We start from the raw sequence: 15,217 nt of genomic DNA on the forward strand, positions 1-15,217 counted from the left end.
GGAGTTCCCATGGATCACGTTCAGATTGCGGAAAAGGTCGACGAGGCCGCCGTGTTTGCCTGGCTCAAGACCTACATCTCCAATGTGCTGGGCATGGACCAGGCGTCCATCAAGGGCAGCGACGGGCTCGATTCCCTCGGTCTCGACTCCGCCCTGACCACGGCGCTGGCGATGGATCTGGAGACCTGGCTCGGCGTGGAGATCCCGCTGGCGATCCTGTTCGAGGCGGAAACGCTCGACAACATCGCCACCGGCGTCGCCCGTGAGGCCGAGCGCCAGCACGCCACGGCAGGATGAAGGCAGAGACCATGAAGACGGAACAGCCCGACTACGGCGGCTCGATGGCCGCGGTCCAGTACCACTACGATGTCAGCCGCGACTTCTACCGCCTGTGGCTCGACGAGTCGCTCACCTACTCCAGCGCCCTGTGGGAGGGCGAGGACGACACGCTGGCCGCCGCCCAGCAGCGCAAGATCGACCATCACCTGCGCGAGGCCCGGGCGGAGAAGGCGGAATCCCTGCTCGACGTCGGCTGCGGCTGGGGCGCGCTGGTGCGCAAGGCCAGCAGCCATTCCGGCCTGAAGCGGATCGTCGGCCTGACGCTCAGCGAGGACCAGGCGGACAACGTGCGCAGCTTCGGCATTCCGCAGATCGAGGTGCGCCTGGAAAGCTGGACCCAGCACAAGCCGGACCGGCCCTATGACAGCATCATCTCCGTCGGTGCCTTCGAGCATTTCGCCAAGCCCGAGGACAGCCGCGAGGTGAAGATCGAGACCTATCGCGACTTCTTCGCCACCTGTGCCTCGTGGCTGACGCCGGGCGGGCGCATGTCGCTGCAGACCTTCGTCTACGGCACCATGCGCAACGAGGAAGCCAGCCAGTTCATCAACGAGGAGATCTTCCCGGCCGCCGACCTTCCGCGGCTGGACGAGATCGCCGCGGCGGCGGACGGGGTGATGGAGGTGACCTACCTGGTCAACCACCGCCTGCACTACGCCCGCACCTATGACGCGTGGGCGCGCAACCTGCGCCGGCGGCGCGACGAGGCGGTGGCACTGGTCGGCGAGACCGTCACCGAGCGTTACGAGCGCTATCTCAAGCAGACCTCCATCGGCTTCTACACGGGCAAGATCGGGCTGCTGCGCATCTCGCTGCGCCCGACCGATCGCCCCGTCTCCGAACTGTCGAGGATGTGAGTGGAGCCGGGCCGGCGTCCTTCGCCGGCCCGCCGCACGCGTCGAACACAACCGGCGGCGCGAGCCGTGCCGCCGGACGCCCCCGCCTTGTCTCCGTCTTGCCCGCGTCCAGCAACAGGGAACCGTGCCATGACCGTCACCGCCCCAGCAGCACAAACCCAGCCAGGCAGCGCTGCTGCTCGCGTGCCGGCCGGCCAGGACATCGTCTTCAACCCGCTCGATCCCGCGTTCCGCGCCGATCCCTATCCGGTCTATGCGCGCCTGCGCCGCGAGGCGCCGGTCCTGCGCACCAAGGGCACGCTGATCCTGTCGCGCTACGAAGACGTGCTCGCGGTCATGCGCAGCCGCAAGTTCAGCGTCCGCCTGATCCCCGACACGGTGGTCAAGCAGGCTGCCCGTCTGCGGTTCGAGGACTACGGCCAGATGCTGCGCTTCCTGCAGACCTCCATCGTCTTCACCGACAATCCGGAGCACATGCGCCTGCGCCGGCTGGTCAACCAGGCCTATTCCAACGAGGCGATCACCGCTCTCCTGCCGGTGCTGACCGACCGGATCGAGCGCCTGCTCGCCGCTCATGCCGCCCGCGGCGGCTGCGACATCATGGCGGACATCGCCGTGCCGCTGCCCATCGACATCCTGTGCGACTGGATGGCGGTGGATGACGAGGCCCGCCCCGGCATCGCCGAGAAGGTCCATGCCGTCCGCTACCTGCTCGACCCGGGCATGATGAACCGCTCCGCCTTCCAGAAGGCGGCGAGCAGCATGCGCGAGCTGACCAGCTATTTCGGCGAGCACGCCGCCCGCATCCGCAAGTCGGGCAAGGACACGATCATCGCCCGCCTGTGCGAGGCGCAGGTCGACGGCGCCGGCCTGACGGAGGAGGAGATCGCCTTCGCCTGCGTCATGTCCTTCGTCGCCGGCACCGAGACGACCCAGTGCCTCATCGGCAATCTCGTCGATGCGATCCTCGATCACCGCGAGAAGTTCGAGGCGCTGGGCGACGACGGGGCCTCGATCCGCGCCGCGATCGAGGAAGTCACGCGCTACGAGACGCCGCTGCAGTTCACCAAGCGCCTTGCGGTGGAGGATTGCACCGTCGGCGGCATCGACATTTCCGCCGGCGAGCAGATCCTGCTCTGCCTCGGCTCGGCCAATCGCGACGGCGAGGTCTTCGAGGCCCCCGACGAACTGCGCTTCGACCGCAAGGGCACTGCCCATATCGGCTTCGGCTTCGGCATGCATTCCTGCCTCGGCGCGCTGCTCGCCCGCGTCCAGGGCGATGCCTTCCTCAAGGCGCTGCTGGGCGGCTACGGCGATTTCGAGCGGGTCGACCCGGAGCGGCGCTGGCAGGCCAACAGCCTGATCCTGCGCGGTCCGGAGCGGCTCGACATCCGCTTCTCCAGGCAACGGGGGACGGCGTGAGCGCGCGGGCCGAAATCTTTGCCAGCGATCGCGCGCGGGCAGCGGTCGACCTCTACGTCTTCCACCATGCCGGTGGCAGCCGCCACTCCTTTGCGGCCTGGCAGTCGAAGTTTCCCGCGGAGGTCGCTCTGCACCGGGTGCAGCTTCCCGGCCGCACGGCGGAGACCTGCAATGTCCTGCCGAAATGGGCCGGCGCGCTGGTTCCCGGCCTCGTCCGCAACTTCCTGACGTCCCGCGCCGGATCCCGGCGGCCTTTCGTCTTCTACGGCCACAGCTTGGGAGCGCTGATCGCCTTCGAGCTGACCCGCTTCCTGCGGCTGATCGGCGAGGAGATGCCCGCCGGCCTCGTGGTCGCCAGCCGGCGCGCGCCCCATTGCGAGCTCAGCCACGGCGAGCTGTTCAGCCTGCCCGACGACGAGCTGGTTGCCGCGCTCCATCGCCTCGGCGGCGTGCCGGCGCATATGCGCGGCAAGGAGGACTGGTTGCGCCAGGTGCTGCCCGTCATTCGCGCCGACCTGCAGCTGTCCGACATCTATCGCTACGCCGGCCAGCCGCCGCTCGACTGCCCCATGCTGGCGGTGAAGGGCTCCGACGACCCGATCATGTCGCTGCGCGAGCTCATCGAGTGGTCGGCCCATACCACCGGCAATTTCACCTGCGGCGAGCTGCCGGGCGCGCATTTCTTCGATGCCGAAGGCACGCGCCGCCTGGAGACGATCCTTGTCAGGACCCTGGCCCGCTGGGCCGGGTTCGACCCCACCGGCATGCCCGCCCGTCCCATCACCGTTCCGGAGGTAAGACCATGCTCGACAAGAGCCGCGATCTGAGCAGCGTCAGCGTTCCCACCCTGTGGGGGCTTCTCGACACCTATGCGGCCGCGCGGCCCGACGACCGGGCCTTCCTCTATCTCGGCCCGGAGAATGTCGAACAGGAGGCGCTGACCTATGCCGAGCTGCATCGGCTGGCGCGCATCTATGGCCAGCGGCTGCGGCAGCACACACGCCCCGGCGACCGGGCGATCCTGATGTTCCCGACCGGCCTTGCCTTCGTCGTCGCCTTCTTCGCCTGCCATTTCGCCGGCGTCGTGCCGGTGCCGATGGTGCCGCTGAAGGGCGCGCGCCTGCGCAACACGGTGCATGCCATCGCCGAAAACGCGGCCGCTGCCGTCGTGTTCAGCAATCTCGACCAGGCTTCGCTCGTTCACGCCCAGCTGAGCCCGCTGCCGAGCTACCGCAACGCCACCTTCATCGCCATCGATCTCGACGAAGGCGGGCCTGCGCCCACCGCCGACCCGCATGAGGCGCTGCCGCACGAGCTCGCCTTCATCCAGTACACGTCCGGCTCCACCTCGGTGCCGCGCGGCGTGATGGTCAGCCATGCCAATCTGGCCGCCAACCTGGAGATGATGGCCGAGGCTTTCGGCAACGACGACAATCCGACCTATGTCGGCTGGGCGCCGCTCTATCACGACATGGGGCTGATCGCGAACGTGCTGGAGCCGTTCTATCTCGGCACGTTCTGCATCCTGATGTCGCCCAACCTCTTCGCCCACCGGCCCTGGCTGTGGCCGAAGGCGATCAGCGACTATCGCGCGGTGGTCAGCGGCGGGCCGAACTACGCCTACGACCTGTGCATCGAGCGCCGCGACCTGATCATCGATGCAGGCCTCGACCTGTCGTCGTGGAAGCTCGCCTTCAACAGCGCCGAGCCGGTGCGTGCCGGCACCCTGCAGCGCTTCACCGAGGCCTTTGCCGGCATCGGCTTCCGCCCTGAGACCTTCTACCCGTGCTTCGGCATGGCGGAGGCAACGCTGCTGATCACCGGCGGCAGCCGCAGCGAGGTTCCGATCCTGCGCCCGGTCAGCCGCGTCGGTCTTGCGCGGGGGGCGGCCGTTGCGCCGACCGAGGAGAAGGACGAGACGCAGGCGATCGGCTGCGGCCGTGCGCTGCGCGACGAGACGCTGCGCATCGTCGATCCGGAGACCTTCGCCGCCATGCCCGACGGCGAGATCGGCGAGATCTGGGTCGCCGGCCCGCATGTGCCGCTCGGGTATTTCGACAATGAAGAGGTCTCGCAGCGCACCTTCCACGCCCGCATCGAAGGGGAGGCAGACGGCGAGCGCTACCTGCGCACCGGCGATCTCGGCTTCGTGCTGGACGGCGAGCTCTATGTCACGGGCCGCCACAAGGACCTGATCATCGTCCGCGGCCACAACGTCTATCCGCAGGACATCGAATATGTGGCGGAGCGCGCCTGGCCGGGGCTGAAGACCAATTCCGGCGCCGCCTTCGCGGTGGAGGATCCCGACAGCGGCATCCAGACGCTGGTGCTCGCCCAGGAAGTGCGGATGGGCAACCGCCAGTCGATCGACATCGACGCGGCAACGCGGGCGATCCGCCAGGAGATCCTGCGCGAGGCCGACGTCACCTTCCACAAGATCGTCCTGCTGGAGCCGGGCTCCATCCCCAAGACGTCGAGCGGCAAGATCCGCCGGGCCGAGACCCGCAAGCGCTACCTCGACGAGACGCTCGCGATCCTTGCCCGCCGGCCGTCCCAGGCTTCTGACGTCGAGCCCGCCAGGGCGGCGAGCGGCGACGACTGACAGGCGAACGCGGAACCGGGCAGCCCTGGCCCGCCCGTTCTGCGGACTTGCAACGCTGACGAGGTGAATGAAGGACCATGTCCGAGGAAAAGCAGCCGGTTCTTTCGCGCGACGAGATCGGAGCGGTGATCGGCAAGACGCCTTTCGCTGTGTGGGTCGGGGCGAGCCTCGACACCTATCGCCACGGCGAGGTGGAAATCAGCATCCCGATGCGCCGCGAGCTGACCCAGCATCACGGCTTCGGCCATGGCGCGATCATCGGGTTCCTGGCGGACAGCGCCTGCGCCTGGGCGGCCGCCTCCGTCGCCGGCGATGTCGTGACCTCCGAATACAAGCTGAACATGTTCGCCCCTGCCGTCGGCCAGACCCTCGTCGGCCATGGCCAGGTGCTCAACCACGGCGGCCGCCATGCCGTCTGCCGCGCCGATGTCTACGCCCTTGCCGGCGCGCGCAAGAAGCTGGTGGCGACGGCGCTCGCCACGATCTTCCAGGTCAAGCCCTAGGGCGACCTTCCGACCCACCCCAACCAGGAGTTCGCGTCATGCAGCACGTTGAAAGCACTCTCGGTCCCGACGTTCCGATCATCGTCTGGTCGCCGCGCGACGGCGCCCGTTTCAGCCTCGACGAGCTCGCCGCCTACCTTGCCGAGGTCAAGGACCGGATTTCCGCCCAGCTCGACGAGAATGGCGGCGTCCTGCTGCGCGGGTTCGATTGCGTCCACACCTCCGGCGACTATCAGAAGGTGCTCGACGTGGTCGCGCCCGATCTGATGGACTATGTCGGCGGCACCTCGCCGCGCAAGGTCGTCAACGGCCGCATCATGACGGCGACCGAGATCCCCGGCTCCTACTCGATCCCGCTGCACCAGGAGATGTCCTACACGGACAATTCGCCCGACCGCATCTCCTTCTTCTGCGAGCGCCCGCCCGAGGAGGGCGGCCAGACCACCATCGGCGACATGCGCGCCATCACCCGCGCCATCGACCCGAAGGTCCGCGAGCGCTTCGAGACCCATGGCGGCGTGCAACTCTGCCGCAACCTGCCGCTGCCGGAGAAGGTCGCCTCCCGGCCGGGCGTGCCCAAGACCTGGCACGAGGTCTTCGCCACCGACCGGCGCGAGGAGGCCGAGAAGGTCGCCGCCAAGTCCGGCTGGCGCTACGAGTGGCTGGACGACGGGTCGATGCAGCTCTGGCAGGAGGTGCGCCCGACCACCCGGCAGCATCCGCGCTCCGGCGACGATGTCTGGTTCAACCAGGTGCACATCTTCTCGCCCGTCTCCGCGCTGAAATGGGCCCGGCTGGACGGCCGCACCGAGGCCGCCGACCGGTTGGCGCGGGCGCTGGAGGAGGCGCCGCAGCTTCTCGACCACATGCGCTATGGCGACGGCACCGAGATCTCGGCCGAGGATGTGCTGCACATCTACGATGTGCTGCTGGAAAACGAGACGCCGGTGCAGTGGCAGAAGGGCGACGTGCTCGTCCTCGACAACATCCTCGTCGCCCATGGCCGCAAGCGCTTCTCCGGCGACCGCAGCGTGCTCACCGCACTGATCCAGCACGCCCACTGACACTCGTGCCAAGGCCCGGCGGCGTGTTCGCCGGACCCGACCCCATCCGAACGGGAGACAGCCATGCTGAAGACGGTTTCCAGCACAAAGTCCGGCGAGGCGCGGGACGAGATGGCCGCCGAGGAGCGGCGCATGCGCGTCCAGCTTGCCGAGTTCTACCATCTCGTCGCCTATCTCGGCTGGACCGAGATGATCTTCAACCACATCTCGCTGCGCGTGCCCGGTCCCGACCGCCACTACCTCGTCAATCCCTTCGGGCTGCACTACGAGGAGATCACGCCGGATAACCTGGTGAAGGTCGACGTCGAGGGCAATCTGGTCGAGCCGTCGGACTATCCGGCCAACCGGACGGGCTTTGCCCTGCACGGGGCGATCCACGAGGCGCGCGACGACATCCATTGCATCGCCCACACGCACACGACGCCGATCTCCGCCATCGCGCTGAAGGAAGGCGGTTTCACCTATGACGACTTCTACGGGGCGCAGCTCTTCGGCCGGGTCGGCTATCACGCCTTCGAGGGGGTGACGGTCTTTGCCGACGAGCGCCCGCGCATGGTCGCGAGCCTTGGCGACAAGAGCGTCCTGGTGCTGCGCAACCACGGCATCGCGGTCGGCGAGCGCGACGTGCCGCGCACCTTCTGGCTGCTCTACAACGCGCAGCGCGCGGCCGAAATCCAGTGCCAGGCGGGCATGCTGCCCGGCGCCAATACCCCGCTCACCGACGAAGTGCGTCTGCGCAGCGCGGCAGCGGCCGAGGAGCTCGTCGCGGGCGATGCGTTCGCCGCCAAGCTCTTCGACGCGATGGTGCGCAAGGTACGCCGTGACCGCGGCCCGCTCTGGGCCAGGGATACGGGAACCGACCGGCTCGAATAGGCGGCGTCCCGCCGGCCTGCCGACCCCGAAATCGCGGAGGATCATGTCCCGTGACACTGCAAGAGAGAAACCGGCCCCGGTCCGGGCCAGGGATGGCGTCCCACCGGGAGCGGGCGACAGGCTGGGCGAGCACCCACCGGGTCCATCTCGGCATGCCGCATCTGGCCTTCAGCGGGCTTTCGGAGGCCTGGCTGCTGAAGGAACTGGGCCACCGCCACTGGATCCAGCTCGCACGCATGGCGGAATACGACTTTCCCGACTTCTACGACGAGGCGGGACACATGGTCTATGCCGCGTTCCGCTCGGTGCGGATCGAGGGCGCGCGCTTCGATATGGCCAAGGAAAACGACACGCTGGTGATCCGCTCCAGCCTGTTCCGCCTGTCGCGCACCCAGGTGCAGAGCGAGCACCGTCTGAGCATCGGCGGGGCGATGCTCGGCATCGTGCGCATGGTCTCGGTCTTCGTGCACCGCAACGGCCAGACCTCGAACCGCTCGGTGGTCCGCGTCGAGATCCAGGGTCTGCCGCCGGTCTCCGAAGCCGGCAAGTCGGATCTGTCGGGCCTCGACGGCACTTTGTGGGCCTGGGACGAGGGAACGATCGTTGCCGCCGACCACCGGCCGCAGCTGTTCTTTCCCTGCCCCTCGCAGGACTTCAACGGGGCGGGCTTTCTCTACTTCGCCAACGTCCCGGCTTTCGTCGACCGGGCCGAATGGAACGTCGACCCGGACTTCGCGCGCAATGCGATCACCCGCTGGCGCAGCGTCGCCTATCACGCCAACATCGATCCCGGCGAGGCGATCTCCATCGAACTCGTCGACTTCGAACGGGGTGATCTCCTCTGGCGGCACCGTTGCCGGGTGACCCGGGCTACCGACGGCAAGCATATGGCCGACGTCCTGAGCGTGCGCAGCCGGGTCGAGGTTGCCGGATCGCGGCGGGTTGCGGCCCGGCAGGAGATCGGCTGTAGCGACCGGCCGGACTGTTGACCATCTGATCGGACCATGGACAACCGGGCGATGCGCGCCCGGCAAGGGTCCCTTGCGCCCGCCCAAGGGTTGCATATCCTGAAATACGGAGTGTGGATACCGGTTGGTGATACGGATATTTTACATCGCCACGTTGTCGTGATACCCCTCTTCAGATCCTGCAAAAGTGCGGAACATCTGTAATCTCAAGTAGTTTCAAGAAAAAATCCGTTCAGGACGCCAAGAGGCCGATCTGATGCCGTTTTGCATCGAGCTTTCTCTCGTTCTGGCGAAGGGTTGGTTGCGGCCATCGGGAGGCGGGCATGACATATTCGGTGTTGCGGCGGATCGAGGAACTCGCCTTCGATCATGGCGACCGCGTCGCGATGGAGGAGGGGCCGCGCCGGCTGACCTATGCCGGTCTCTACGAGGCGATCCGCAGGGCCGGCCGCCAGGGCCTCTCCCGTCCCGCACCCGGACTTGTCGGGATCAACGGACGCCCCTCGATAGAGGCCGGCGTCGGCATTCTCGGCGCAATGGCCTCGGGCGATGTCGCCGTTCCGGTCGACGGGCGCCTGCCGCTCGCCCGCCAGCAGGCGCTTCTCGCTTGGTGCGACACCTTGAGCGACCAGCGCGACATCGCCGGGATCGTCGCCGATCTCGACGGCAAGGTGCCGCAGCCCGATCCCGCGGGCTGCATCGCGCCGCGCCTCCCGCGTCAGGCCGCCTATATCGCCTTCACCTCCGGCACCACCGGCGAGCCCAAGGCCATCGAAGGCACGATGGAGGGCCTCGACCATTTCATGGCCTGGCAGTCGGGCCTCGTCGGCAGCTTCTGCGAGGCGCCGCGCGTCTCCTGGCTGACGCCGCTGTCCTTCGACGTGATGTATCGCGATCTGCTGCTGCCGCTGGTGACCGGCGGCACGCTGGTCATTCCCGATGCCGAGGCCGGGTTCAACATCGCTTCGGGCTGGCAGTGGCTGACGGCAGAGCGGATCGACATCGCCCATGTCGTGCCCTCCATCGTCTCGGCCTGGCTCGCCTCCGGCGATCTGCCGCACCTGGACGTCCGCGCTCTGTTCTTTGCCGGCGAACCTTTGACGGTGCCGCTCGTCGCGGCCCTGCGCTGCCGCTATGCCGGGCGCGTCTACAATCTCTATGGCCCCTCCGAGGGCACGATGGCGAAGTTCTGCCGCCGGATCGACGACGACTGCCCGACGCGCGGCGCGCTCTATCCCGTGGGCCGTCCCGTCGGCGACGACGTGACGTTCGAGCTTGCCGAAAATGGCGAGATCGTGCTGGCCTCGCCCTACCTGACCAACGGCTACCGGCGCCGCGACGGTGGCGCCGATCCGTTTCCGCAGGTCCGGCCCGGCTGGTATGCCTATCGCACGGGAGACCGGGGCGAGGTCGTCGGCGGGGATCTCTTCCTGCTCGGCCGCCTCGACACCCAGATGAAGATCAACGGCATCCGCATCGAGGCCGGCGAGGTGGAACGCCTTGCCGAGGCCTGCGAGGGCGTCACGCGCGCGGTTGCCGTCAAGCTGTCGCCGCCCGAGGCGCCGGGCGAGACGCTTGCCCTGTTCTGGCAGGGCGCGCCGGACCGGGAGCCGGCCTTGCGCGAGCAGCTGTCCGATGCCCTGCACCCGGCGGTGATGCCCTCGCTCTACACGCATCGTGCCAGCTTTCCGGTGACCCTCAACGGCAAGGTGGACCGCAAGGCCCTTGCTGCGGATGCGGCAGCCTTGCTTGCCGAAGGGCAGGCGGATCCTGGCGAGGCCCTTCACGGCGATCCGGCAGAGCGGCATGTCCAGCAGGTGATCTCGCAGGTGCTGCGCCGGCCCTGCGGCCTCGATACGGATTTCATCGGCCTGGGCGGCAATTCGCTGATGTTCGGCCTGATCGCCTTGCAGCTGGAGACGGCCTTCGGCATCGCCATTCCCCAGCCGCGCTTCTACGAGGCCGGCACGCCGCGCGCCATCGCGGCCTGGTTCCTCGCCAATGGCGGACGCCTGCGCCGGACGGGGGCAAACGCGGACAAGGGCGGCGCCCCCGCCTCGCCGGAAGCGGCGGAAGGGACCTACCGGCCGCTCACCAGCCGCCAGCAGACGATCTTCGACATCTTCTGCAAGGACATCTTCGGCGCCGCCATCAACATGATCCTGCAGATGCCGTTCCGCGCGGCCGAGGCCGAGCGGCTGAAGCGCGTGTTGCTGCGGCTGATCGAACTCAACGACTGCTTCCACCTGCGCTTCCGCCGCGAGGGCGACACGCTGCTCCAGGCTCTGGTGTCCGGAGGCTTCGGCCCCGGGGACTTCGAGGAAATCGAGGCGGACGATGCCGAGTTCGACCGGCGGTCCACCCTTTTCGGCGAGCGGACCTTCGATCTCGACGGCGAGCGTCCCTTCCGGATCCTGCTGCTGACCAGCCCGTCGGGCGCCGGCCGCCTCATTCTGTCCATGCATCACCTCATCAGCGACGGCATGTCGCGCGAATATATCCGCCGCGACATCGAGGATGCGCTGGCCGGTGCGCCGGTGCCGGTGCGCGGGCCGTTCCGCTCGGCCATCGCCGCCGAGACCGGCGAGAGCCGTGCCCGCGCCGCCGCCTTCTGGCATGCGCATATCGCGGGCGCGCCGCCGATGCCGCGCTTCGTCTCCGGACCCGACCGGAAGAACCTGTCGGCGCGCATGCTCACCGTGCCGCTCGGCGTCGATCACGACGCGCTGCTGGCCCATGCCCGCGCGCTCAACGCCAGCGTCTTTCCCTATCTGATGGCGCATTTCTACCGGGCGATGGCGGCCCATTCCGGCGCATCGGACCTGATCATCCGGGTCACCATCCACGGGCGCTACCGCCCGGAACTGCTCGACACGCTGGGCCTGCTGTTCAGCGCCGTGCCGCTGCGCATCGACGGGGCGGGGCAGGGCACTCCGGCCATCGTCGCCGGCCTGTCGCGCATGCTGGAGGCCGCCCGCGAGCACCAGGACGTGTGCTTCCGCGATCTTGCGCGACTGGTCGGCGAGCCGGACGACGAGCATGTCCACCCGGTCACGGGCGTCAGCTTCGCGCTCGACGGCTACGATGTCAGCGAGGCGATGCCGGCCGGCCTGTCCCTCGACGCGATTCCGCAGGTCGTCCGGGCCTCGCTGCCGCATGAGGCGCTGGTCTTCGCCCGCACCTATAGCGATGGCTGCGTGCTGCGGTTCCTCTACCGCTCGAAGGCCTTTTCCGACGCCGATATCCGCGCCATCGCCGCGCATATGCGCGAAACGATCCTGCAGGAACTGGCGGAGGGCGCCCGGGAGACCTTTGCGGCAGCGGAGATCGGCCGCCGTGCGCTGCAGTGTTCCTAGGTCAGTGGCCAAAAAATAAGCCCGTCCGCAGCGAGAAAGTGCTAGTTTTCCGGCAGCTAGCGTGGCATGCGACCACGATGTCGGGTGCGGCAGATATGCGGACTGGGACGGGATCTTGCGCAAGGACAAGTCGATGACGCAGGCGCCGGCAGGCGCCACGGTGGTGGACCGGGTTTTCCGTGCAGTGCGCTCCGCGCTTTTCGGCGTGGCGCTGGTCAGCCTCTTGGTCAACCTCCTGATGCTGACCGGTCCGGTCTACATGCTGCAGGTCTATGACCGGGTCCTGGCCAGCGGCTCCGTCCCGACCCTCCTGGTGATCAGCGCCTTCGCCCTTCTCCTCTATGCCGTCTTCGGCCTCCTGGAGGGCCTGCGCTCGCGCATTCTCTCGCGGATCGGCCAGCGCATCGATGCACAGCTGTCCGGTCTTGCTTTCGCCATCTCGTCCCGGCTGCCGCTGCGCATGGGCGCTGGAGCAGCGAAACTGCGCCCGGTGCAGGATCTCGATGCCGTCCGCACCTTCATGTCCGGCCCCGGCCCGGCGGCGATCTTCGACCTGCCGTGGATGCCGGTCTATTTCGCCCTGCTCTTCCTGTTTCATCCGCTGCTCGGCTGGCTCGCCATCGGCGGTGCGGTGCTGATCTGCATCCTGATCGGCCTCAACGAGGCGACCTCCCGCAAGCCGGCGGCGGAAGCTGCCCGCGCCGCCAGCCGGCGGGCGTCGGTGGAAGAGGCCGGCCGCCGCAATGCCGAGGCGCTGGGCGCCATGGCGATGGACGGTCCCCTGGTGCAGCGCTGGGAGCGCGAGAACGAGGCCTTCCTCGACGTGCAGCGCCGGGCGCAGGACTGGTCCGGCTTCTTCGCCACGGGGATCAAGACCGTCCGCTTCCTGCTGCAGTCGGCGGTGCTGGGCCTTGGGGCCTGGCTCGCCATTCTGGGCGAGGTCACGCCCGGCGTCGTCATCGCCGGATCCATTCTCACCTCCCGCGCGCTGGCCCCGGTGGAGCAGGCGGTCGCCCAGTGGCGCCCCTTTGCGGCCGCCCGTCTCGGTCGCCGGCGTCTGCGCGAGGTGTTCGCCCAGCTGTCGGAGCCGGACGTCGAGCGCCTGGAGTTGCCGTTGCCGCAGCGCTCCCTGACGGTCGAGCAGCTGGCCTGCGGCCCGGCCGGCGTGCCGCGCCCGGTGGTGCAGGGCGTTGCGCTGGAGCTTTCCGCCGGCGACGGGCTCGGCATCATCGGCCCGTCCGGATCGGGCAAGTCGACGCTGGCCCGCGCCCTTGTCGGCCTGGTGCCGCCGCTGCACGGCTCGGTCCGTCTCGACGGGGCGGAGCTGTCGCAATGGGCGCCCGCCCGCCGTGGCCGGATCATCGGTTACCTGCCGCAGGACGTGCAGCTGTTCGACGGCACGGTGGCGGAAAACATCGCCCGCTTCGACCCGGATGCGGAGGCGGAAGCGGTGATCGAGGCGGCTCGCATGGCCGATATCCACGATTTCGCAACTGGCCTGCCGGACGGCTACAACACGCTGATCGGGTCGGAAGGCATGGTCCTGTCGGGCGGGCAGCAGCAGCGCATCGCCCTTGCCCGCGCCCTGTTCCGCAAGCCGTTCCTGGTGGTGCTGGACGAGCCCAACTCGAACCTCGATTCCGACGGCGAGGCCGCGTTGACGCGGGCGATCCGCGAAATGCGCAATGCGGGCTGCATCGTCGTGGTCATCGCGCATCGGCCGAGCGCCATCTCCGCCGTCGACAAGGTGCTGTGCCTGCGCGACGGGCGCATGGCGGCCTTCGGTCCGAAGGACGAGGTGCTGAAGCGCGTGGTCGCGCCGGTGCCGCAGTCGGGAGTGGCGTGACATGACCCGCCGCGAAGCCGACGGGCGCCGCGCCGCGCCCTCCATCGACCGTCAGCTGACCCGAAGCGTCCGCCGCCACCTGCTCGCCTCGCTGCTGGTTGCGGTGCTGCTGCTCGGCGGCTTCGGCGGCTGGGCGGCGATGGCGCGCATTTCCGGCGCGGTCGTCGCACCCGCCACCGTGGTGGTGGAAAGCAACGTGCGCCGCATCCAGCACCAGGAAGGCGGCATCGTCCGCGAGATCGCCGTGCAGAACGGCGACCGCGTGGCCGCCGGCGACCTTCTCGTGCGCCTGGACGACACGGTGACCCGTGCCAACCTGGCCGTCGTGACGCGCCAGCTCGTCGATCTCTACGCCCAGGAAGCGCGCCTCGTCGCCGAGCGCGACGAGAGCGAGGAGATCGCCTTCAACGACCGCGCCCGCGAGCTTGTCGATACCGAGCAGCTGGCACTGGTCGAGGACAGCCAGAAAAGCCTGATGGACGCGCGGCGCAAGTCCGTCTCCGGCCGCAAGGACCAGCTGGGCGAGCAGATCGTCCAGTATCGCCGGCAGATCGAGGGGCTGGACGCGCAGCTTTCCGCCAAGGGCGAGGAGATCGCCCTGATCGAGGACGAGCTGAAGGACCTCACCGCGCTTCTCGAAAAGCGGCTCGTGTCGCGCGGCCGCGTCACCGCCCTGCAGCGGGACCGCACCCGGCTCAAGGGCGAGCATGGCGGTCTCCTGGCCAAGATCGCCGAGGTCAACGAGGCGATCAGCGAGCGGCGGATTCTGATGCTGCAGATCGACGAGCAGTCCCGCGCCGAGGTTCTGGAGCAGTTGCAGGACACCCGCGCCCGCATCGCCCGGCTGGAGGAGCAGAAGATCGCCGCCGAGGACCAGCTGCGCCGTGTCGAGGTGCGCAGTCCGCAGGCCGGCACGGTCCACCAGCTTGCCGTGCACACCATCGGCGGCGTGGTCGGTCAGGGCGAGACCTTGATGCTGATCGTGCCGCAGGGCGACCTGCTGGTGATCGAGGCGCAGGTGCAACCGCGCGACATCTCGCAGATCGTGCCGGGGCAGGAGGCGCGCGTGCGCTTCCCCGGTTTCGACCAGCGCACGACGCCGGAGCTTGCCGCCCGCGTACAGACCATCTCGGCCGACCTTGCTCGGGACAACGTGACCGGCGCCCGTTATTTCGTCGTCCGTCTCGTCATTCCGAACGAGGAACTGTCGCGCCTCGACGGCGAGCTCCTGGTGCCCGGCATGCCGGCGGAAGCCTTCATCACCACTGAAGACCGTACGGTGCTCTCCTATCTGGTTCGCCCGGTCACCGACCAGATCGCCCACGCCCTGCGCGAGCGGTAAGTCTCACCTCCGCTTGACGTTCCCTCCCGACCCTCCTATCGTGCC

12 protein-coding genes are annotated in these 15,217 nt (G+C 68.4%); all 12 read left to right on the forward strand.

What is annotated here, in order from left to right; genetic code table 11:
• The first annotated feature begins 9 nt into the window (after positions 1-9).
• Positions 10-297, forward strand: coding sequence for an acyl carrier protein (locus GH266_RS17405; RefSeq protein WP_067220260.1), 288 nt, complete (start codon positions 10-12; stop codon positions 295-297).
• Positions 298-308: 11 nt separating this feature from the next.
• Positions 309-1,196 (forward strand): SAM-dependent methyltransferase, encoded by an 888-nt coding sequence (locus GH266_RS17410; RefSeq protein WP_158194953.1) that lies wholly within the window; start codon positions 309-311, stop codon positions 1,194-1,196.
• Between the two features lie 129 nt (positions 1,197-1,325).
• Positions 1,326-2,618: a cytochrome P450 gene (locus tag GH266_RS17415; protein WP_158194954.1), complete on the forward strand. Its 1,293-nt coding sequence runs from the start codon at positions 1,326-1,328 to the stop codon at positions 2,616-2,618.
• Positions 2,615-3,445: a thioesterase II family protein gene (locus GH266_RS17420; RefSeq protein WP_158194955.1), complete on the forward strand. Its 831-nt coding sequence runs from the start codon at positions 2,615-2,617 to the stop codon at positions 3,443-3,445. Before GH266_RS17415 ends, GH266_RS17420 begins: the two co-directional genes overlap by 4 nt.
• The gene (locus GH266_RS17425; RefSeq protein ID WP_158194956.1) at positions 3,421-5,220 is read left to right on the forward strand and encodes a fatty acyl-AMP ligase; all 1,800 of its coding nucleotides are present in this window, start codon (positions 3,421-3,423) and stop codon (positions 5,218-5,220) included. Before GH266_RS17420 ends, GH266_RS17425 begins: the two co-directional genes overlap by 25 nt.
• Positions 5,221-5,297: 77 nt before the next feature.
• A complete protein-coding gene (locus GH266_RS17430; protein ID WP_158194957.1) occupies positions 5,298-5,723 on the forward strand; it encodes a PaaI family thioesterase in 426 nt (141 codons plus the stop codon).
• 38 nt (positions 5,724-5,761) lie between these two features.
• Positions 5,762-6,787 carry a TauD/TfdA family dioxygenase gene (locus tag GH266_RS17435; protein WP_158194958.1) on the forward strand — a complete coding sequence of 342 codons (1,026 nt, stop codon included), beginning with the start codon at positions 5,762-5,764 and terminating at the stop codon, positions 6,785-6,787.
• 63 nt (positions 6,788-6,850) lie between these two features.
• Entirely contained in the window at positions 6,851-7,660 is an 810-nt protein-coding gene (locus GH266_RS17440) for a class II aldolase/adducin family protein (protein WP_158194959.1), read from the forward strand.
• Between the two features lie 92 nt (positions 7,661-7,752).
• Entirely contained in the window at positions 7,753-8,649 is an 897-nt protein-coding gene (locus tag GH266_RS17445) for a Pnap_2097 family protein (RefSeq protein ID WP_158194960.1), read from the forward strand.
• Between the two features lie 302 nt (positions 8,650-8,951).
• Positions 8,952-11,984, forward strand: coding sequence for an AMP-binding protein (locus GH266_RS17450; RefSeq protein ID WP_158194961.1), 3,033 nt, complete (start codon positions 8,952-8,954; stop codon positions 11,982-11,984).
• A 115-nt stretch (positions 11,985-12,099) separates the two neighbouring features.
• Positions 12,100-13,830 (forward strand): type I secretion system permease/ATPase, encoded by a 1,731-nt coding sequence (locus GH266_RS17455; RefSeq protein ID WP_342354279.1) that lies wholly within the window; start codon positions 12,100-12,102, stop codon positions 13,828-13,830.
• A 1-nt stretch (position 13,831) separates the two neighbouring features.
• On the forward strand, positions 13,832-15,172 hold the full coding sequence (locus tag GH266_RS17460) for an HlyD family type I secretion periplasmic adaptor subunit (RefSeq protein WP_158194962.1): 1,341 nt from the start codon (positions 13,832-13,834) through the stop codon (positions 15,170-15,172).
• Positions 15,173-15,217 lie beyond the last annotated feature (45 nt).

Origin of the sequence: Stappia indica (assembly GCF_009789575.1) — a bacterium.
In the GTDB taxonomy this organism is placed as follows: Bacteria; Pseudomonadota; Alphaproteobacteria; order Rhizobiales; family Stappiaceae; genus Stappia; species Stappia indica_A.